21 protein-coding genes and 1 riboswitch are annotated in these 20,319 nt (G+C 49.4%); of the genes, 5 read left to right on the top strand and 16 right to left on the bottom strand.

Features of this window, described 5'->3' with window-relative positions:
• Positions 1–92 precede the first annotated feature (92 nt).
• The 10 genes from lysA to KNO96_RS13310 all read right to left on the bottom strand — a co-directional run bounded on the left by lysA (position 93) and on the right by KNO96_RS13310 (position 9,921).
• The gene (lysA, locus tag KNO96_RS13260) at positions 93–1,385 is read right to left on the bottom strand and encodes a diaminopimelate decarboxylase (protein WP_214704337.1); all 1,293 of its coding nucleotides are present in this window, start codon (positions 1,383–1,385) and stop codon (positions 93–95) included.
• Positions 1,355–2,443 (bottom strand): alanine racemase, encoded by a 1,089-nt coding sequence (gene alr, locus KNO96_RS13265; protein WP_214704335.1) that lies wholly within the window; start codon positions 2,441–2,443, stop codon positions 1,355–1,357. The genes lysA and alr overlap by 31 nt, the downstream gene beginning before the upstream one ends.
• A gap of 14 nt (positions 2,444–2,457) precedes the next feature.
• On the bottom strand, positions 2,458–3,384 hold the full coding sequence (locus tag KNO96_RS13270; protein ID WP_026826852.1) for a branched-chain amino acid transaminase: 927 nt from the start codon (positions 3,382–3,384) through the stop codon (positions 2,458–2,460).
• Between the two features lie 49 nt (positions 3,385–3,433).
• Positions 3,434–4,141 carry a 2,3,4,5-tetrahydropyridine-2,6-dicarboxylate N-acetyltransferase gene (gene dapD / locus KNO96_RS13275; protein WP_214704333.1) on the bottom strand — a complete coding sequence of 236 codons (708 nt, stop codon included), beginning with the start codon at positions 4,139–4,141 and terminating at the stop codon, positions 3,434–3,436.
• Positions 4,119–4,868, bottom strand: coding sequence for a 4-hydroxy-tetrahydrodipicolinate reductase (gene dapB, locus KNO96_RS13280; protein ID WP_214704332.1), 750 nt, complete (start codon positions 4,866–4,868; stop codon positions 4,119–4,121). Before dapB ends, dapD begins: the two co-directional genes overlap by 23 nt.
• The gene (gene dapA, locus KNO96_RS13285) at positions 4,865–5,746 is read right to left on the bottom strand and encodes a 4-hydroxy-tetrahydrodipicolinate synthase (protein WP_026826855.1); all 882 of its coding nucleotides are present in this window, start codon (positions 5,744–5,746) and stop codon (positions 4,865–4,867) included. Before dapA ends, dapB begins: the two co-directional genes overlap by 4 nt.
• A 12-nt stretch (positions 5,747–5,758) precedes the next feature.
• Positions 5,759–6,754, bottom strand: a complete 996-nt coding sequence (locus KNO96_RS13290; RefSeq protein WP_214704331.1) for an aspartate-semialdehyde dehydrogenase — start codon at positions 6,752–6,754, stop codon at positions 5,759–5,761.
• Positions 6,755–6,766: 12 nt separating this feature from the next.
• Positions 6,767–7,966: an aspartate kinase gene (locus KNO96_RS13295; protein ID WP_034771246.1), complete on the bottom strand. Its 1,200-nt coding sequence runs from the start codon at positions 7,964–7,966 to the stop codon at positions 6,767–6,769.
• A 114-nt stretch (positions 7,967–8,080) separates the two neighbouring features.
• Positions 8,081–8,260, bottom strand: a riboswitch (Lysine riboswitch).
• A 66-nt stretch (positions 8,261–8,326) separates the two neighbouring features.
• Complete coding sequence (locus KNO96_RS13305; RefSeq protein ID WP_214704328.1) at positions 8,327–8,767, bottom strand: GNAT family N-acetyltransferase; 441 nt, start codon at positions 8,765–8,767, stop codon at positions 8,327–8,329.
• On the bottom strand, positions 8,761–9,921 hold the full coding sequence (locus tag KNO96_RS13310) for an alanyl-tRNA editing protein (RefSeq protein WP_214704326.1): 1,161 nt from the start codon (positions 9,919–9,921) through the stop codon (positions 8,761–8,763). Before KNO96_RS13310 ends, KNO96_RS13305 begins: the two co-directional genes overlap by 7 nt.
• 98 nt (positions 9,922–10,019) lie before the next feature.
• Between KNO96_RS13310 and KNO96_RS13315 the strand changes: the two genes are divergently transcribed.
• Positions 10,020–10,748, top strand: coding sequence for a GntR family transcriptional regulator (locus tag KNO96_RS13315; protein WP_214704324.1), 729 nt, complete (start codon positions 10,020–10,022; stop codon positions 10,746–10,748).
• 28 nt (positions 10,749–10,776) lie between these two features.
• On the opposite strand, the gene KNO96_RS13320 is transcribed toward KNO96_RS13315, so the two are convergent.
• The 4 genes from KNO96_RS13320 to KNO96_RS13335 all read right to left on the bottom strand — a co-directional run bounded on the left by KNO96_RS13320 (position 10,777) and on the right by KNO96_RS13335 (position 15,417).
• Positions 10,777–11,880 (bottom strand): LCP family protein, encoded by a 1,104-nt coding sequence (locus tag KNO96_RS13320; protein ID WP_026826861.1) that lies wholly within the window; start codon positions 11,878–11,880, stop codon positions 10,777–10,779.
• Positions 11,881–12,030: 150 nt separating this feature from the next.
• The gene (nagB, locus tag KNO96_RS13325; RefSeq protein WP_026826862.1) at positions 12,031–12,795 is read right to left on the bottom strand and encodes a glucosamine-6-phosphate deaminase; all 765 of its coding nucleotides are present in this window, start codon (positions 12,793–12,795) and stop codon (positions 12,031–12,033) included.
• Entirely contained in the window at positions 12,792–13,940 is a 1,149-nt protein-coding gene (gene nagA / locus KNO96_RS13330; RefSeq protein WP_026826863.1) for an N-acetylglucosamine-6-phosphate deacetylase, read from the bottom strand. Before nagA ends, nagB begins: the two co-directional genes overlap by 4 nt.
• A 118-nt stretch (positions 13,941–14,058) precedes the next feature.
• A complete protein-coding gene (locus KNO96_RS13335; RefSeq protein WP_214704322.1) occupies positions 14,059–15,417 on the bottom strand; it encodes an MATE family efflux transporter in 1,359 nt (452 codons plus the stop codon).
• 38 nt (positions 15,418–15,455) lie between these two features.
• Here KNO96_RS13335 and KNO96_RS13340 point away from each other — a divergent pair, with 38 nt between their 5' ends.
• Positions 15,456–16,229: a CHAD domain-containing protein gene (locus KNO96_RS13340; RefSeq protein ID WP_214704320.1), complete on the top strand. Its 774-nt coding sequence runs from the start codon at positions 15,456–15,458 to the stop codon at positions 16,227–16,229.
• Here KNO96_RS13340 and glsA read toward each other — a convergent pair.
• Positions 16,226–17,167: a glutaminase A gene (gene glsA, locus KNO96_RS13345; RefSeq protein WP_214704318.1), complete on the bottom strand. Its 942-nt coding sequence runs from the start codon at positions 17,165–17,167 to the stop codon at positions 16,226–16,228. The two genes, KNO96_RS13340 and glsA, sit on opposite strands and share 4 nt — an antisense overlap.
• 48 nt (positions 17,168–17,215) lie before the next feature.
• Positions 17,216–17,338, bottom strand: a complete 123-nt coding sequence (locus KNO96_RS14455) for a hypothetical protein (RefSeq protein WP_268745955.1) — start codon at positions 17,336–17,338, stop codon at positions 17,216–17,218.
• Positions 17,339–17,495: 157 nt separating this feature from the next.
• Here KNO96_RS14455 and hemG point away from each other — a divergent pair, with 157 nt between their 5' ends.
• The 3 genes from hemG (at position 17,496) to KNO96_RS13360 (ending at position 20,314) form a co-directional block, all read left to right on the top strand.
• Positions 17,496–18,860: a protoporphyrinogen oxidase gene (gene hemG, locus KNO96_RS13350; protein WP_214704316.1), complete on the top strand. Its 1,365-nt coding sequence runs from the start codon at positions 17,496–17,498 to the stop codon at positions 18,858–18,860.
• Complete coding sequence (locus tag KNO96_RS13355; RefSeq protein WP_214704314.1) at positions 18,857–19,939, top strand: TIGR04053 family radical SAM/SPASM domain-containing protein; 1,083 nt, start codon at positions 18,857–18,859, stop codon at positions 19,937–19,939. The genes hemG and KNO96_RS13355 overlap by 4 nt, the downstream gene beginning before the upstream one ends.
• A 72-nt stretch (positions 19,940–20,011) precedes the next feature.
• Entirely contained in the window at positions 20,012–20,314 is a 303-nt protein-coding gene (locus tag KNO96_RS13360) for a hypothetical protein (protein WP_214704311.1), read from the top strand.
• Positions 20,315–20,319: the final 5 nt, after the last annotated feature.

A 20,319-nucleotide genomic window follows, 5' to 3' on the forward strand; every position in this document is an offset into this window, starting at 1 on the left:
ACCGTCACTTCCCCTTTTTTTCTCTTCTCTATCATAATTGAAAAACGTTCTCATTTCAAAATCAAAAAAAGACTACAGATTGCTCTGTAGCCTTAAGTCGATTGACCAATGACTTCACATGCCACCAAGTCTTCAAACGTTTGGCGACGGACGACAAGGCGGTGATTCCCATCCTTGACGAAGACGACCGCCGGACGAAGCATCTGGTTATAGTTACTCGCCATCGAGAAATTGTACGCTCCCGTTGCTTTGACGAGTAACAAATCACCCGGCGTGACAGAAGGAATCAAGGAGCGGTTCGAGATGATATCTCCCGATTCGCAGCACGCTCCGACAATTTTTGCCTCGAGCGTCTTCTCTTCATTCATTCGTGTCGCTGCCACGACTTCGTACTCCGCGTCATACAATGCCGGACGGATATTATCCGTCATCCCGCCATCGACGGACACAAATGTACGAACACCGCTCACTTCTTTGACGGTCCCCACTTCATAAAGCGTGGCACCTGCATTGGCGACGAGCCAACGCCCTGGCTCAATTCCGACTTTCGGAAGTGGCAATTCACGTGCCTCTACCTCCGCGACCAACGTCTCCATAACTTGCTCCATCGTCTGGGCAAAATCGAGATATTCGTCTTCATCTAAGTAAGCGACGCCGAATCCACCACCGATGTTCAAGACGTCCGTCGTATACCCGGTTTCCTGACGAATGTTATCCATGAACCGGACCATCGTCTTCACCGTGTTGGTAAAGAGAGTCGGATCTTGAATTTGAGAGCCGACGTGACAATGGATTCCCTTCAACTGTAAATGTTCGGCTTCCAACGTCGCACGAACAGCGTCCAAATACGTGTCGTCATGCGTCGGGAAACCAAATTTTGTATCAACCCCACCCGTTTGAATCGCCGCATGGGCACCTCCTACAACTTGAGGCACGATGCGGAGAAGCACATCGACTTCACGATTATATTCAGCCGCAAGTCCTGACAAGAGACTGATCTCCCGCATATTGTCGATGGTAAAGTGTGTAATCCCCTGTTCGAGAGCATACGTGATGTCAAGAATCGTTTTGTTCGACCCGTGAACGTGAATGCGTTCCGCCGGTACACCGGCATGCAGTGCCACGTACATCTCACCCCTTGAGACGACGTCGATGCTCATTCCTGCCGCCATTACTTTTTCATACACGGCCGCAATCGATAACGCTTTTGACGCGTATAACGCATACGTATTCGGATACTTGTCTAAAAACGTATCCTGAACAATCCCGAGGCGACGCTCTAGTTCTCCTTCACTCATGATGTATAAAGGTGTCCCGTACGTCGCTTGAAGTTCACGGACGGACACACCTTCGATCAAACATTCTGATTGATTGGTGGTGTACATACAATTCCTCCTTCAAAGCGATGTGGAATGCGCCACGAACGGGCACAGAGCTGTTCTGAGTTGTTAGCGTAGCCAATACGTGTCACATCATCGATTTTTGTTTCTATACCGTACAACGTGACCTGGTCGCCGATGTGCACATCCTCGCCGACTTTGATGAAGCTATGGCTCATAAAAATGTTACTGACGAACGGATAAGCTTTCCCGTCAATGTGAACGGGTAAATGACGTCTCGCCCGCATCAACCCATCCCCGTACCCGACCGGAAGAACGGCGATTCGTTCCTTCGTTTCGGCCGTGTATCCCGTCCCATATCCGACATGAGCCCCCGCTTCAATGTCATGGACCGCGACCACTTCCGTCTCCCAGTGAAAAGCAGGAACTAACCATTCGACCGGCTCGACCGAAGAATAGCCGTATAAGAAGATCCCGACACGCACATGTGTGCAATGATGCAGACGTGAATCATCTTGAAGCGTGGCCGCACTGTTTGCCGCATGAATCAATTCAAACGTATGACGTTCCATCAAACGTGTCGACCAGTCGGCAAAACGTTCGACTTGAACGCTATGCTCGACTTCCGCATTGTCTGCATCCGCAAGCGGGAAATGTGTACACAACCCAACGAGGTTCAACCCTTCATCCTGACAGAAGGCGACGATTTGTAGCGCTTCTTCAAATGTTTTGGCACCGAATCGATTCATGCCGACATCTAGTTTTAGATGAAGGCGAACACCATGGAGATGCTCCCGTTGTGAGACGAGCCATTCATACGACCCGATAGCAACATCAAAGTCATGGGCATGCACGTGTTGCCACGTATATACCGGGTTCATGACGAGGACACGAGCCTTTTCCGCATGCGTTCGTACTTCAATCGCTTCTTCGAGCGTGGTCACCATGAAATGACGGACCCCTTCATCGTACAAAGTCGTCACAACTGGCTCCATTCCTAGGTTATAGGCATTGTTTTTCACGACCGCAAACACAGGGCGTCCTAGCGTTTCAATCCGACGTTTGTTTTTGCGAATCGCACTCAAGTCAATTGTGACTCCCATACTGTAAAACCCCTTTACTCTTTCACTGCTGATTTAACGAACGTAATCCAGTCGCGGTGTTCTGGAAGTTGTCCTGTCACGGCCTCACGATAGCGTGACAACATTTCTGTCGCGACCGTCTGGACGCCGCTACCGATCGAGATATGGTCGACTTCGATGACGCTCGTCACCTCGGCCGCTGTTCCTGTCAAGAAGATTTCATCGACCACGTACAGCTCGTCGCGTCCGATATGGCGCTCCACGACTTCATAACCTGCTTCTCGCGCAAGTTGCATGACCGTTTGACGTGTGATGCCATCTAATACAGAACAGTCGAGTGATGGTGTCGTGATCGTCTTCCCTTTGACGAGGAAGATGTTCGCGACACTCGCCTCACTGACGTTCCCATTCATATCGAGGGCGATCGCTTCATCAAATCCATCACGAAGCGCCTCTCCTTTTAATAGTTGTGAGTTCATATAGTTTGATGCCGCTTTCGCTTGCATCGGCATCATTGTAGAAGACACACGGCGATACGAGGCCACTTTTGCCCGAATCCCAACTGTCTTGCTGAAATATTCGCCGAGCGGCCAACACGAGATGGCAACATGTACCTTCGTCTCCGTCGTCGGCATAAGTGCTTGCCATGGTGTTCCAAGGAAGACGAACGGACGGATGTAACATGCTTCAAATCCGTTTCGTTCAATCAATTCCATCGTCGCTTGTTCGAGCTCATCCACCGTATACGGTAGTGTGACGTGGTAGTATGCACACGAGCGAACGAGTCGCTCCAAGTGCTCACGCAATCGGAAGATGGCGGGGCCTTCCTCCGTATGGTAGGCACGAATCCCTTCAAAGAACCCACTTCCGTAGTGAATCGCGTGTGTCATGATACTCGTGTTTGCGTCAGTCGGCTCAATCCAAGCCCCGTCTTTCCACATCCATTGTCCATACTGTTCCATAATAAAACTCTCCCATTCCTCGTTGTTTATATTTTCTGTCTATTATACGTTAGAGAGAGCGTAAGTCATCAACAAGTTGCGTTTTTTCAGAAGTTTTTTCATCTTTCTGTTTGATGATTCGTGCCGGTGTTCCCGCAACGACGACACCTGGAGGGACGTCTTGTGTGACGACACTGCCTGCCGCGATAACCGCATTTTCACCAACACGAACCCCTTCCAAGATGACCGCGTTCGCTCCGATCATGACGCCATCTTCGATGATGACCGGATCTTTTGAAGGTGGCTCAAGGACACCAGCGACCACGGCACCAGCGCCAAGGTGAACGTTTTTCCCGAGCGTTCCGCGTGCCCCGATGACAGCATTCATGTCGACCATCGAACCATCTCCAATGACAGCTCCAATATTGACGACAGCTCCCATCATGACGACCGCGTTGTTCCCGATTTGGACGTGGTCTCGGATGAACGAACCTGGTTCGATTCGTGCATTGAGCTGTGTCGTATCGAGCATCGGTACGGCACTGTTGCGACGGTCGTATTCGAGATGTGAATCCGTGATGACCGACGCATTGGCTTCTAAGAACGTGGCCGCGCGTTCTGCCGTCGTCAAGAACAGTTTCGATTCATCTGTTCCAAATGCTTTTGCTTCCTCGATTTCAAGCCCCGCCAATTGACCGTTGACGTAAAGCTTTACTGGTGTTTCCTTTTTAGCATCTTTAATATATTGTGCGATTTCATAAGCGTTTGTGAGTAACATGAGTAGCCTCCTCGTATAAGTTCGATAGATTATATAGTCCTGCCGGGCGATCGATGATCGTTGCCGCAGCGGCAAGGGCTCCGTTTGCAAAGACGCGTTTGGATAACGCGGTATGTTTCAATTCAATCATTTCATCATCTCCGGCGAAGAGCACAGCATGCTCACCGAAAATCGTGCCACCACGGATGGAATGCATGCCCAACTCCTCAGTTCCACGCGCTTCACGCCGTGACGTTCGCTCGTAAATCGGTGTCACCTCACGCTTCGCTTCGATGGCACGGGCCAATAATTCTGCCGTACCGCTTGGGGCATCGACTTTTTTCCGGTGGTGTGCCTCGATCACTTCGATGTCATAACCGAGCGTAAGTGGGACGAGTTGGTCGAGTAACTGTTTCAAGAGTGCAATCCCGTAAGACGTGTTATACGACTGAAAGATTGGGATATCTTGTGAAGCCGTCTCGATGTCGGCCAGTTCCTCCGGTGTGAAGCCGGTCGTCGCGATGACGAGCGGAATATTGCGTGCCCGCCCGAACGTGAGCAAGTCAGGGAGAAGTGCCGGATTCGAAAAATCGATCACGACATCGACCGGGGCGTCTACCTCGTCTAATGATGCCAGATGCTCTTCCCTTCCCGGTGAGACGATTGCCGAGACGTTTACACCTTGCGCATGAGCGACCTCTTCGACAATCCGCCCCATCGCACCAAATCCGTGGATGAGAACATTCATTGTCTCACCTCATTGAATTGCTCCATTGCTGACAGCAACTTCGCTTCAGCCGTCGCGCTCATCGGGACGAGCGGTAGGCGTGGAGCACCAAATGCGAACCCTCTCGCTTGAAGAGCCGCCTTCACCGGAATCGGATTCACTTCTGCGAACAGCTCATCGATGACAGGGAGCAAGCGAAGTTGCCATGCGCGGGCCGCCTCTAGATCACCTGCCAAGAGAGTTTCAGCTAGTGCGACCGTCGCACCTGGGTAAACGTTTGATAAAACCGAAACGACCCCTTGTGCGCCCCAAGCCATATATGGCAAAATTTGATCGTCATTTCCACAGTAAACGGTGAATCCTTCTGGAATGTGAGCCATCATCTGCGCCATGACCGAGATATCCCCGCTCGCTTCTTTTAAGGCCGTGATGCGTGGATGTTCTGCGAGTTCTCCGACCGTTTCAGGCGCCAACGCGACGCCAGTCCGTGACGGAACGTTATAGAGCATGAGCGGAATGGGTGACGCATCCGCGATCGCGGTGAAATGTGCAATCAGCCCGGCCTGTGTCGACTTGTTGTAGTACGGTGTGACGACCATCGCCATCTCCGCTCCAAGTTCTGCTGCCCGTTTTGTTTTTTCGATACTGACAGCTGTATTGTTTGACCCGGTCCCTGCGATAATCAACGCTCGACCGTTCGCGACCTCGACCGCTCGAACGAGCAACGTCTCAAACTCTGCGTCTGTGAGCGTCATCCCTTCGCCGGTCGTCCCGCCGATGACAAGACCACTCACACCTTCCTGAATTTGCTCTTCAATCAATGCTACCCATGCCTCTAGATTCAACTGCCCATTTTCTTGAAATGGGGTCGCGAGCGCTGTTGCCACTCCTGTGAACATGTCATCTCCTCCTTATTTCGTCGCTGTTTGACCAATCATACATTGTGCGATTTGAACGGCATTCGCCGCCGCCCCTTTTCGAACGTTATCCGCGACGCACCACAGATGGAACGTATTCGACTGCGAGTCGTCTCGGCGAATTCGTCCGACATACACCTCATCCGTCCCATTCGCATCAAGTGGTGTCGGATAGGCCAGTTCGGATGGATTGTCCATTAACACGACACCAGGCGCATCGGCGAGGACGGCTTTTACTTCTGCGACTGTCGCATCCCGCTCGAGCGACACCGTGATCGAGACCGCGTGACTATTTCGTACCGGCACCCGGACACAAGTGGCCGTCACGCCGAGGTTCGGCGCGTTCAAAATTTTGCGCGTCTCCTCAATCATTTTTTGTTCTTCTTTCGTGTAACCATTCTCTAAGAACACATCGATGTGCGGCAAGACGTTATCATAAATCGGATACGGATAATTCGTCGGCGCCTCTCCACGCGCACCGCGTTCGAGGTCATCGATTCCTTTTTGACCCGATCCCGATACCGCTTGATAGGATGTGTACGCAACCCGTGTCAGTCCGTATACTTCCGATAGAGGCGCGAGCGCGACGACCGATTGAATCGTTGAACAATTCGGATTTGCAATGAGCGTCTTCTCCGGACTGAGTTCGACCCGATTCACTTCCGGTACGATGAGTGGAATTCCTTCTTGCATTCGAAATGCGCTTGAGTTGTCGATGACGATGACCCCTTGCTCACTCAATCGCGGGGCATATTGCTCACTGATGCTCCCACCAGCAGAGAAGAGTGCGATATCGATCGGATCTGCATAAATCGCATCGGTCAATTCGCGAATCACGACCGGTTGCCCGTTCACTTCGACCGTTTTCCCTGCTGAACGGGCTGAAGCATAGAGTCTCAGTTCGCTGATTGGAAATTCATATTCTGTTAAGACGTCAATCATTTTTTGTCCGACGGCACCTGTTGCACCGACGACCGCTACATTATACATCGTGCTACCCCCTTATAAGTTGAATCGGGCCGCAATGGCTGCGACTGCCGCTTCAACGTCTTGATCTTGAATCGTATAGGAAATACTGATTTCAGATGTCGTGACTTGATAGAATGGAATCCCCATCTCGCGGAATGTCGCAAAGAGCTCTGATGCGACGCCTGTCGCGTCTCGCATACCGATTCCGACGACAGAAATTTTTGCATGTTCCGTGTGACGATCGATTTTGATTTGCGACAAGGTCGCCGTCAACTCTGCGAGTGCCTCTTCTAAAAACGCTTCCTCATCGAGCGGACATGTGAATGATAGGAACACTTCCCCGTCAAACGCTGTCTGCGAAATCATATCGATATTGACATGACGTTCTGACAATCGTTCAAAGATGTCCGCGACCCCGGCTGCTGTATGGGGGATATGTTTGATTGAGACACTGAGTACGTTCTTAACGACACTCACACTCGTGACCGCTTTCTGTTCCATTGCTTGCGTCGTATCCATGATCCATGTTCCTCCTTCGCTCGACAGCGTCTTTCCGACAAAAATATTGACATCATATTTTTTTGCGAGCTCGACGCTTCGCATTTCCATCACTTTGGAGCCGAGTGCACTCATCTCCATCATCTCGTCGTATGAAACGGTGTCTAGACGTTTCGCCGCCGGATGAATCCGTGGGTCTGTCGTATATACACCAGCCACGTCCGTATATATTTCACAGCGTTGACTGAGTACGGCCGCGAGTGCGACTGCCGTCGTGTCCGAACCGCCGCGTCCGAGCGTCGTGACGTCACCCGCTTCATTCACGCCTTGGAATCCAGCGACGATCAAGACATCGTATTGACGCAACTTCTCGTGCAACACTTCTTTTCGAATCGCTTTGATTTTGCTCTTCGTATGAATACCCATCGTATCGATCCCGGCTTGTTGCCCGGTGAGAGAGATGGCCGGCACGCCCCTCGAGTTCAAGGCGATACTGAGTAAACTGATTGTCTGTTCTTCACCGACGGCGAGTAGACGGTCGAGTTCTCGAATCATCGGACGGTCGGTAATTTGTTTGGCGAGTGACAGGAGTGAGTCCGTCGTCTTGCCCATCGCCGACACGACGACGACCAACTTCTCTCCGGTCGCCACACGTGTCTGTAAATAATCTGAAATGGCTTGTATTTGTTCGATTGTGGCAACAGAGCTACCACCAAATTTCAGTACGGTTGTCATCAAGTTCCCCACTTTCAAGATGTGCACCAACAGAAAAAGCGGCAGACCGATAGGAAGCACTCTCCCTACGGTCTGCCGCTTGTACGCGCAGTTGAAAAACGATTAAAGAATCGTTCCGTAGATAGCGCTCCATGGTAGTTGACCATGGCAGTGTAGGCGTTGTTCACGACTACCCCAGCCTTCGTTCACACGCACGTGAACGTCGACTTCGGCGAATTTCCCCTTTCGGCCCGGTCCGGAATGCGTCCGTTTCAACCAAGCTTACTCATGTCATTCGCAACCTCTATCTGTCAGTTGTTAGTATTAGTTATAACAAAACGAAATCTTCTTGCCAACCTTTTTTTAGAAAAATGGGATATTTCAAAAAAAGAGTTGCCACGTTTTCTTCATCATACGATGCGGAATATCCGCATCCAAAAACTCGTCTCCGAATGCCTCGTACCCGAGTTTTTCATAAAACGGAAGCGCCGTCAGTTGTGCGCCTAATCGTAATTCACCCAACCCTCGATGTTTTGCCACACGTTCGACTTCGTTCATGACATCTTTCCCATATCCATGTCCCCGTGCCGACTCGATCGTCGCCACCCGTTCTACTTTTCCGATGTTCGAATCGATGGGACGAAGGCGTGCCGTCGTCACAGGCTCCGAGTCAAGGAGACCGACCACATGTGTACACACATCGTCTAAGTCGTCATATTCTAAACTCGCATCAATTCCTTGTTCCTGAATGAATACAACTTCTCTCACTTGTCTCGCCTGTTGAATCAAATGAGCTTCTTGCCCACTTTGAATCGTCAACATGAAAGCACCCCTTCCTGCAATCGTTTCACGATTTCTTCCATCCCTCGCTCCAGCTCAGACACGGATGTGAATCGTGCTTGTGCCTGCTTATGGTTTCCGCCGCCACGACCAATCTGCATCTCTTGAAGGGCGGTTTTCAAGAATTTACCGACGGCGATATCATGCGTCCCATCATGCATGACAAACAATTTCTGCGTGCCATAGTTGGCTCCAACCGCAATTCGTCCCGTCGCGGCAATCCGTTCGATGATGGCGGTCGTCAACGTTTCAGCTTCGGTCCGCCCCACATGTAACGCTACATAGTTATCTTCTTTCAACACTGCCTCTACTTTCGCTTTCGCAATCCGTTCTTCTAGCGTCTTAATCTCTTTTTCACGTTCTAGACGAATCGTATGTTCTTCAATCACACGCTCTGCCACGGATTCATTCGTTGTCGAGAATGTATGGTGAATCGAACGTAACGCTTCTCGCGCTTGTTGGATCGCCTCGATCGCCCGATTTCCGGCCACATACGTCAAGCGAATATTCCCTCTGACTTTCTTCATTGCCGTCACGTGAATCGTACCGAGTTGTCCGGTTGTCCCCACGTGGGTGCCGCCGCATGCATTGTAGTCAATCCCTTCGATTTCTACGATGCGAATCATCCCCATGCGATCGGTCGCCTTCCGTAAACGCGTTCGATCCACTTCTTCCTCCGGTATCTCATACACATGAATCGGACGGTTCTCGTAGACCAGTTGTTGCACCTCATGCTCAAGTGCGTTAATTTGTGACCAGTCCATCGTTGTCGTTTCAATCTCAATGGACGAGTCGGCTGACCCGATTCCAAAGCTGAGCGTGCGAATGCCGTGACGGTCCTCTAAGATTGCCGTTAAAAGATGTTGAGCAGTATGTTGAATCGAATGATCACGTCTCACATCTTCATCGATTCGAGCCTCTACCGTTGTACCAATCGGTAAGGACTCGTGCAAGAGGTGCCGAACCTCGCCTTCAATGAGTTGTATATCTAATACTTCATGTGATCCAATCCATCCCCGATCGGCTGGCTGTCCACCGCCTTCTGCATAAAACGGACTGTTCTCAAGTGTATGCCAATAACCTGATTGATCTATTTTGACCGCAGTTACGACTGTCTCCAATGTGTATTGATTCATCTTCCCCTCCACCTTTTCTCTTTAAAAATCTGTTCAGACAACTAGTTTAATTTCGTCTATAATGAAACATACACCTTCTCAGTCAGGAGCGAAATGATATGTTAGAAATTGATAAACAATCTCCGTTACCTATTTATTATCAAATTGAAGCGTACTTAAAGCAACAAATTGATGACGGATTGTTAAAACCAGGAGACACCCTGCCTTCAGAGCGTGAATTTTCCGAGCAATTTCATGTCAGTCGAATGACAATTCGTCAAGCGATTATGAATCTCGTCAACGCCGGTTATTTGAGCCGTCAAAAAGGACGGGGCACCTTTGTCGCGAGTCAAAAGATTGCGATGACATTATCCGGACTGACGAGTTTTTCTGAAGAAATCAAACATCGAGGCATGCGACCGCTCAGTCGTCTCTTATCGTACGAGGTCATTCCGGCAACGGATCTCATCGCCCAGCAACTGAGCATCCCGAATCAGACACCTGTTTATGAAATGAAGCGGCTACGACTCGCAGATGACAATCCGCTTGCGCTCGAGACAGCCTATATCCCAGTCCATTTATTGCCGGACCTGACGCAAGATGACGCGACGGGATCGATCTATGCGTATGCCGAAAAGCATGGCTTACGCCTGAAAAATGCAACACAGACACTCGAAGCTCGAAGCGCCGGTCCTGAAGAAGCCAAGCTCCTCACTATCTCTCCGAACGCTCCGGTACTGTTGATTGACCAGCGAACGTATCTCGATGATGGCGGCATGTTTGAATATAGTCGTTCCCTTTTCCGTGGAGACTCGTACTCTTTGACCGTCGCCATGGATCGCATATAAAAAAAGTTTGCCCGAAGGCAAACTTTTTTTATTGAGCTTCGTACGTTACCCCGTTCGGGTCTAACGTGTAAGACTCCAGTTCTGTATCTGACATCGGCTCGACACGGTTACCCGCATCCGCTTGTTGCACGCGATAACGCACTTCTTCAAGAAGCGGCTCATTCAAGAAATAGTAGAAGTGACCGTCATCTGCTCGGGCACCTTCACCTGTCAGTTGATATTGTACCGTATCGTGCAATGCCCCGACATCTTCAATCAAACGCATATAGTCATTTGGTCCAAGCGTTGTCTGCATATTGTCCCCAACGGCTTTCAGGACCTTATCATAGTTGTTAAGGAGTGAAGTGCCGAGTGATTGTTCGAGCACGGCATTGATTACTTCCATTTGACGTTGTCCACGTCCAATGTCTCCACGGGGATCGTCATATCGGTTTCGGACATAGGCAAGTGCCTCTTCGCCAGAAAGCTGTTGAAGTCCCTGTTCGATTTGGACCGTTTCACGTGATGCATCATAGCTGTTTTGTTGTGAAGAGAACGGGACATCAATTTCAACGCCACCTACGGCATCAATGAAATCGACAAACCCTTGGAAGTTTAACGAAACGACATGATCGATTTCTACGCCGACCAAATCTTCAATCGTATTCGTCGCCATCCGCATCCCATTATTTGGATTCGTTTCATCCATCGAACCAAAGTAATAAGCGTGTGTAATCTTATCTTGGTCAAGTCCCGTCTTTCCATAAGGGATGTTGTAGCCCGTGTAGTCGATATTGACATACGAATCGCGCGGAACGCTGAGCATCGTCGTCTGTTTTTCTTTCTTGTTCAAGATAACAACGATCATAACGTCCGAGCGTCCGAATTCTCCACGTGCTTTCTTTTGTGGCGAAAGGTCTGTCCCTAAAATCAAGAACGACTCCGTATCTTCTTTGTCAAAACGAGTCGGTTCGACTGTCGGGTCGTCCTCTAGCGTGACTTGGGTGCCGGACAACATATTGTGAGCTTTATAAAACGCTGTACCGTAAATGCTAGATCCAGCAATAATCGCAATCAGCACAAGGGCACTAAATATCTTATAAAACGCAGACGGACCTTTTCGCTGTCTACGAGTATGTGTTCTAGAATTCATCGCGGTCTCCTTCGAGTCAAAATAATGAGCTTCACTCATTATAGAGGAAAGTGTCAAATTTGTCGAAAACGTTTTGATGACAAATTCATTTCTTTACACTTTCCCACAGTTGAACACAGAAAAACCCGCGGAGATGATTCCGCAGGTTCGTTAATCCCGAATGGTGAAAAATCGTGTTGCTGCTTCTCGTCCACGGGCTTGAAGAGCATCTGCGCAGCGCGATGCCGCCGCTTCGTCGAGTACGACTGTCACACCTGGATGCGCTTGAAGGATTGTGGCCGGCCAGTCGACTGTCGGAACACTTTCAATCATGTGCTGTACCGCTTCCGCCTTCCGCTCACCTATAGCCACAAGGACGATTTCACGGGCATTCATAATCGTGTCGAGTCCCATCGTGATCGCATGAGTCGGTACGTCTTCAAGGCGGTCAAAAAAGCGACGATTGGCTTCACGGGTCGATTCCGTGAGCTCGGTCACGTGTGTTTTGGCATCGAGTGCCGTCCCCGGTTCATTGAATGCGATGTGTCCATTCTCGCCAATCCCGAGAAGTTGTAAGTCGACACCGAGCGTTCGGACGAGCCCTTCATAGCGCGCCGCCTCCGCTTCTGGGTCCGACGCATCACCTTTTGGAAGATGACTTTGTTTGAATGGCACTTCATCAAAGAGGCGATCTTTCATAAAGCGATTGTAGCTTTGAGGATGTTCGGGTGATAGTCCGATATATTCATCCAAATTGACGCTCGTCACGTGGCTACAATCGAGCGCGTCCTGCTTAAACATCTGATACATCCCGACTGGTGTGCTACCGGTTGCGAGACCGAGTACGAAGTCATGTTTCCCTGAAATCCGTTCTTTAATTAGCGTGTAGGCGATTCGTTCCGCATCGTTCGCCGTCTTTGCGACTAGTACGTTCATCCTTGTTCCTCCCGTTCATATACGATCTTACCTTTGACAAAAGTCATCTGAACATGTGTCGCGCGATTCCATACGACTAGGTCTGCATCAAACCCCGATTTGATGTCCCCTTTTGTCGTCAATCCAAATTCCTTAGCTGCATTCGTCGCGGTCATTTTGACCGCCTCTTCCACTGTACATCCCGTATATGCCTGAATGTTTCGGAATGCAGCATCCATCGTCAACACACTGCCCGCAAGATTCCCGGCTTGAAGTCGCGCAGCCCCATCCTCGACTTTGACCGGTTGACCGCCGAGTTCATACTGTCCGTCCGGAAGTCCCTTCGCTCGCATCGCATCCGTGATGACGACGAGTTCATCTGGTCCTTTTAAACGGAACGCAAAGTCAACCATCTCTGGACGGCTGTGAATGCCGTCCGGAATAATTTCCGCGATGACACCTTTCTCTAATAGACAATATCCGACCGTACCTGGTTCACGGTGATGCAATCCACGCATTTGGTTATACAGGTGTGTCCCGTGTTTGATGCCCGCCTGTTTGTTCTCTTCAAATGTCGCGCTCGTATGACCGGCTGAACCGATTGTACTTGATTCGCGAAGTGCCGCTTCAAATGCACGGGCACCCGGCCGTTCCGGTGCATACGTGACAAGGCGAATATGCCCACCCGCAAGCTCTTGCCACTTCCGAAACTGCTCGGCATCCGGATCGATAATATATTCCGCCGGTTGTGCCCCAGCCATCTCCACATTGACGAAAGGACCTTCCAAGTGAATCCCGATGAGTGTCGTATCCTGCGCTTCAATTACGTTTCGGACTGCCGTCAATGCATGCTCAATCGCCTCTTTTGATTGTGTGATTGTCGTCGCGAAAAAAGAAGTGACACCTTCTTGTAGCATGTGTTCACTCAATCGACGAAGTCGTGATTCATCCGCGTCCATCGTATCGACTTCATACCCCCCGTGGATATGAACATCGATCAAACCTGGTGTCACGAGCGCCCCCGCGACATCAATCACGTGCTCATCCTGTTGTTCAAACTGTTCCATCGATCCAACCTCATCAATCGTTTGACCATTCCATCTGATATATCCACGTTCCCATGTTTGCTCCGCTGACACGATACGAGCATTGATCAATGTCGCCATCGGTTCACCACTCCTTTTTGTTTTCCTCCATGTTATCATAACTAATAAAAGTATAGTTGTATAGACCAATTTATAATAAATAAAAGATTGTTCACAATTGCGAACAACCTTTGCATCATTACGTCGATTCGAGCGTCCCGTAGCGTCGAACAATCCATACGAGTCGGAGAAATAATAAGACCGCTCCGGCTGCGAGCCCGGCAATCAAGCCAATCCAATACCCATCCGGACCAAACCCAGCATGTTCCGTCAAGACATAACCAAGAGGTAAGCCGATGACCCAATAGGCAACGAGCGAGAGAAGCAGCGTGATATTGACGTCCTTGAATCCTCGTAAAATCCCTTGAATCGGTGCCGCGACTGCATCTGATAACTGGAAGAACACGGCGAAAATCATGAAGTGGGCAGCGAGTTCCACGACCATCGGATCATTCGTATAAATGGCTGCGACCCGCTCGTTTTGCCAAAACAACAAGGCACCAGAGAAGATGGAGACACCTAGACAAAGCGAAATTCCGATTTTCGCATATCGAACAGCGTCCTTTAATCGTTTCGCACCGAGTTCGTATCCGACGACAATCGTCAACGCGCTCGATGCCGACAACGGGAGCATGTACACGAACGAAGCGAAGTTAATGGCGGCTTGGTGTGCCGCGACGATTTGGTCACCGTATGAGCTGAGCAATAGCGTGACTGCTGCAAAGATGCTGACCTCGGCGAAGATTGCTAGCCCGATTGGTGTCCCGAGTTGCAATAACTCTTTTTGTCTGAGCCAGACGATACGCTCAGTCGTCCGTAAAAATTTGTATTCTCGGAACGGTTTTCCATTCCTCACGAAGAACAAGGCCATGAAAAAGAGCAACCAGTAGGTGATGCTCGAGGCAATTCCCGCTCCGACGCCGCCATATGCCGGAACACCAAGTTTCCCGAAAATGAAGATGTAATTTAATCCGACATTAATGGGTAACCCTAATAGTATGAGGATCATTGAAACTCTCGTCTTGCCGAGCGCATCCATGAGCGTGCGAAGCACGTTGAACAGAAACATCGGCAAGACACCGAAACCAAGAGCAAGTAAGTATTGAGTTGCAATCCGCTTCCCTTCCGTACTGAGCCCCATTCCCTCGATTGCAATTGGCACGAGGAACGAGCCTAATGTCAACGTGATGACACTTAGTATGACGGCTAGATAGATGCCTTGGAACAGCGTCCGTTGAATCTGTTGTCGGTCCCGTGCACCAAGTGCTTGCGATACGATTGGCGCCACGGCCAATAGGATGCCACTGAGTCCGGTGTAGACCGGCATCCAAAGACTTGAACCAACACCGACACCTGCCAAGTCGACCGCTCCGGCACGTCCAGACATGACGGTATCAAAAAAGCTAATCAAATAAAAAGACACTTGCGTGACTAAGATTGGAAAGAAAATCGTAAAGAACAGTTTTGTTTTTTCGTTTAATGAATGTGTTTGGTACATGGACAACCCTCATCTCTTTTCAGAAAGGAAATAATATCATGAATCAACGGCATGCAGAAAAATTAAAATTTGAGCTGTTAGAAACGTGGAATACGTTTAATCATTACGTGACCGAGGCCCTCACTTTCACCAATTCGGAGGACATTCATCGCGCCCGCGTTCATTTACGAAAGCTGATCACGTTCATGCAAATCTATGAGACAAAACCTGCGACGTTCCGGCAACTCAAACAGTTGATGGAAGTACTCGGACATGTACGAGACCTCGATGTACTGATTGAAAACTTTGAGTCACAGAATGAACTCGATGCATTGTTTCTTCAAGTGGTCGAGAAGCAACGCGCCATCGAACGAACCATTCTCTCGACACGCGTCAGTGAAAAAATGACGCCTTCACTCGATCAACAAATTCGCCGTTTCATCGGTGGGCCGTTATTTCGTGCGTTTAAAAAAATGAACGCCTCTCCAATGTTAGAAAAGGCGAAAGAAGAACGTAACCAACGAATCCGTATTTATCATGAGCAACCGGACAGAAATGAACAAGTTGAAGCACTCCATAAAGTTCGTTTAGCCGTCAAGCGTGAACGTTATTTACATGAGTATTTGTTGAACTATGAAACAGATGCCTCCATGGATACCGTCCGCACGTTAAAGAGGATGCAAACTGAGCTCGGTGAGATGAACGACCATGACCAACTGTTAAAGCGTTGGCGGACTTTCAAGCCACCTGAAGATTTGCAGTCTGTGTATGATGCAAAAATCGAAACGTTACAAGAAGAGTTAGACACGTCAGTGGAACATTTATCGATTTAGCGCGAGGTATACCGTTCAATCAATAGTTCTAACAGTTTCATACCTGCGATTGAATTCCCTTTCGAATCAAGCGCCGGACCAAAGATTCCAAACCCGACATTACTCAAATCCAGTTCATGGTTACCGACTGCTAAAATCGCACCCGAGACTCCGCTCTTACCGGGAAGACCGACTCGAACAGCGAACTCGCCCGATGCATCATACATGCCACATGTTGTCATAATCGCTTTGACAATTCGAACAACCCGACGTGGAATTAATTCTTCGCCCGTATTCGGGTCTTCTCCGTTCCCCGCAAAGATACGTCCGATTCGTGCCAAGTCAAAGCAGTCAATCTCGATGGCACATTGTTTCGTATAGACATCAATAATCTCATCTACCTCACCATCTACAATTCCATGGTGGCGCATGAAATAAAGGAGTGCACGATTCAAATCGGTCGTCTCGTATTCAGAGCGGGCGACTTTTTCATCGTACGTAATATCCTCTACCGGTCGATTTAACAGCCTCCCTAAAAATTGACGGAACTGATAAATTTTCAGGTCAGCCGTTTCCCCTAAAATCATACTCGTCACCGCTAGCGCCCCTGCATTAATCATTGGGTTCAACGGTTTAGACGGAACTGTCTCCTCGAGCTTGGCAATCGAATTAAATGCATCTCCCGTCGGCTCCATCCCGACTTTCGAAAACACATAGTCTTCTCCAAATTCCATTAAAACATAACAGAGTGTCAATGCTTTCGAGACACTTTGAATCGTAAACTTGTGATGAACGTCCCCCGCATGAATATACGTCCCGTCCGGCAAACAAATCGCCACCCCTAGTAAATCGTTTTTCACATGCGCCAGTTCAGGGATGTAGTCAGCTACTTTCCCTTGAGCCGTGTACGGACGACATTCATCGATCAAGTGGTTCAACTGTTGTTCGAGTACATTCATTCAATCACCTCATGTTCCATCAAATTTCAACCGGGTCATCTTATCACATTACCCATCAGGCGGTCCATCTTCTTTATACCAGTCTTCGTCCGCCCAAATCATCGGTTGGTCTTCCTCGTCGCCCGTCAGCTTTTCACCATGTCGATTCATCATCACAATAAAGCCAGCCACACTTATCACCACAAAAGCCGAAATGACTATAAAGGAAACCATTTCATCGTCCCCTTTCGAATTCGTGACAAATTTGTCTAGAACTCCGTGACACTTATCCTATGTCTCCGTCAACATTCTCGGTACCGTTAATACGACAACAACTTTACAGAAATGGGTGAATCGATTGAATCACATCGCAATTATCGGAGGCGGCATCACCGGACTCGCCGCGGCATATTACGCCAAAGAAACTGGTGCCCACGTCACAATGTTCGAGGCGCAAGATCGTCTCGGTGGAAAAATTAAAACCATTTATCAAGATGGCTTCACATTAGAGACCGGACCGGATGGCTATATGGCACGAAAACCGACCTTGACTTCGCTCATCACCGATCTTGGTCTCGAGGACCAGCTCGTCCGTTCCAAAACCGGTACTTCCTATATTTATGTGCGCGGAAAGCTGAGACAGATGCCAGCCGGATCGGTCATGGGTATCCCAACTAAATTTTGGCCAATGGTCAAAACAGATCTCTTTACATGGAGAGGAAAGCTTCGCGCAGGATTCGATCTCGTGATTCCACGTGTATATAAAGAAGAGGATATCTCGCTCGACCGTTTCTTTCGAACAAGACTCGGTTCAGAAGTCGTTGATACGATGATTGAGCCGCTTCTGTCCGGGATTTATAACGGGACACTCGAAGATATGAGCATCGAGTCTACTTTCCCTCAGTTTATCACGATTGAACAAAAAACTCGCAGTCTGATTCTCGGGATGAAAGCTCTCACACCTCCTGTCCAGGCTGGTGTGAAACCGGCCGAGACCGGAAAATTTTTGTCGATTGATCAAGGACTTGGTGCGCTCGTCGAAGCACTACGCCCTTCGATTGACCGTCTCATATTAAATACCGTCGTTCAGTCCGTCCGCCCCCATGAAGTCACATTGTCTAACGGTACGGTCGAACAATTTGACGGCATCATCATCGCTACATCTCCTCATGCACTCGGTCCGCTGCTCGGTTTTCCTGAAGCCGAACGGTTATCTGAATTAAAACGGACATCCTCGATGACCGTACTCGCCGCCTTCGACGAGTCAGAGGTTGATGCTTTAGACGGAACTGGCTATGTCATCGCTAAGTCAGAAGGGAGCGCTTTGACCGCATGCAGCTGGATGCATAAGAAGTGGCCGCACTTGGCACCTAAGAATAAAGCGTTGCTCCGCATGTATATCGGTTCTGAACATGTACCTTCTTTATTACATGAAGACGATGACACCATTGCATCATTTGCTTTGAACGAACTTCGCCGTATTCAAAAAGTCGGGACACCTCTCTTTACGAAAGTTGAACGGCATATTCAAACGATGCCGCAATATGAGGTCGGACATAAACAGGACGTCCGTGCGTTCGAAGAAGCGCTAACGAAGTGGGACGGTGTCGAAGCTTGCGGCGCCATCCTCCACGGCGTCGGATTACCGGACTGCGTTGATTCCGCCAAACGGGCGGTCGAAAAACTACATCTCAAGCAGGCGGTGATGGTATGAAGCACACCGACTATGACGAAAACCCATTCATCGTGATTTGGGAAGTGACACGTGCCTGTGCGCTCTCCTGTGTTCATTGCCGAGCCGAGGCACAGTTTCACCGATATGAAAATGAGCTCGACACAGAAGAAGGCAAAGCGCTCATTCGAGAGATTCAGGCGATGAACAACCCGATTCTCGTCTTCACAGGAGGGGATCCGCTCATGCGTGAAGACTTGTTCGAGTTGACCGAGTATGCCTCTTCTCTCGGAATGCGTGTCTCGATGACGCCTTCTGCCACACCTCGCGTCACTCATGATGCCGTGAAACGGGCAAAAGCGGCCGGTCTGTCTCGTTGGGCGTTCTCCCTCGACGGACCGGATGCAGAGACTCACGACTATTTTAGAGGAACGAGAGGCAGTTTTGACCGTACCATTCGTGGGATTTCCTATTTTCGGGAAGAAGGGATGTCCTTTCAAATCAATACAACGGTGACCGAATACAACGTCGATCGATTACCGGAAATGGCGAAACTCGTAGAGTCACTCGGTGTGTCGGTTTGGACACTTTTCTTCCTCGTACCGACAGGACGAGGTTCGTTGCTACAACCCATTTCACCCGAGCGGCATGAGGAAGTATTGAAGTGGGCGTTCTCACTTCAAGAAACGGCACCGTTTATCATCTCAACGACGGAAGCCCAGTTCTATCGCCGGGTGGCGCGTCAAGAAAATCAGCGGCGAAAAAGAAAAGGACTTCCTCCAATCGGACACCCTCATGATGATTTAGCGAAAGCACCTAAAGGAACGAATGACGGGAACGGTTTTGTCTTCATCTCGCACACAGGAGACGTTCAGCCGTCTGGATTTTTACCAATCCCCTGCGGGAACGTCCGAACGACACCTCTTGCGGACATTTATCGTCACCATCCGACGTTCAAGGCGTTACGCGACCCGGATACCCATCATGGGAAATGCGGGTATTGTGAATATCGCTATCTTTGCGGGGGATCACGGGCCCGAGCATACGCGGTCACAGGCGACTATAAAGAAGCAGAACCATATTGCGTCTATCAACCAGAGCGCCCGCTCGTGTCACAATAATGATTTCCATTTATCCCCTCTTTGTGTAAGATTGGATTATACAAATCTGACGACGAGAAGGGGAATGTGTACGTGCAGTCTTTACCGATTGACGGATTGTTCTATATCGGGTTAGTAGCGATTTTTGGTACGACGTTTCTTCTTGGATTTTTGGTGAAACAGTGGACGAAAGATGGATTCATACGGTTTATGGTTCTACTCGTTTCAAGTCTCGGACTATTTTTTTGGTTATTGCTCTGGTTCCAGGAAGCGACACGCTCCATCTTTATGGGAACGATGCCGTGGGTCTTCAACTTATTCTTCGGGACTGTGCTCTATCTTATCTTTTTAGGCACCAGCTATCTCATTTTGAAACGACAACGCCGACACACATAAAAAGA

It is taken from the genome of Exiguobacterium sp. s89 (assembly GCF_018617735.1).
Classification (GTDB): Bacteria; Bacillota; Bacilli; order Exiguobacteriales; family Exiguobacteriaceae; genus Exiguobacterium; species Exiguobacterium marinum.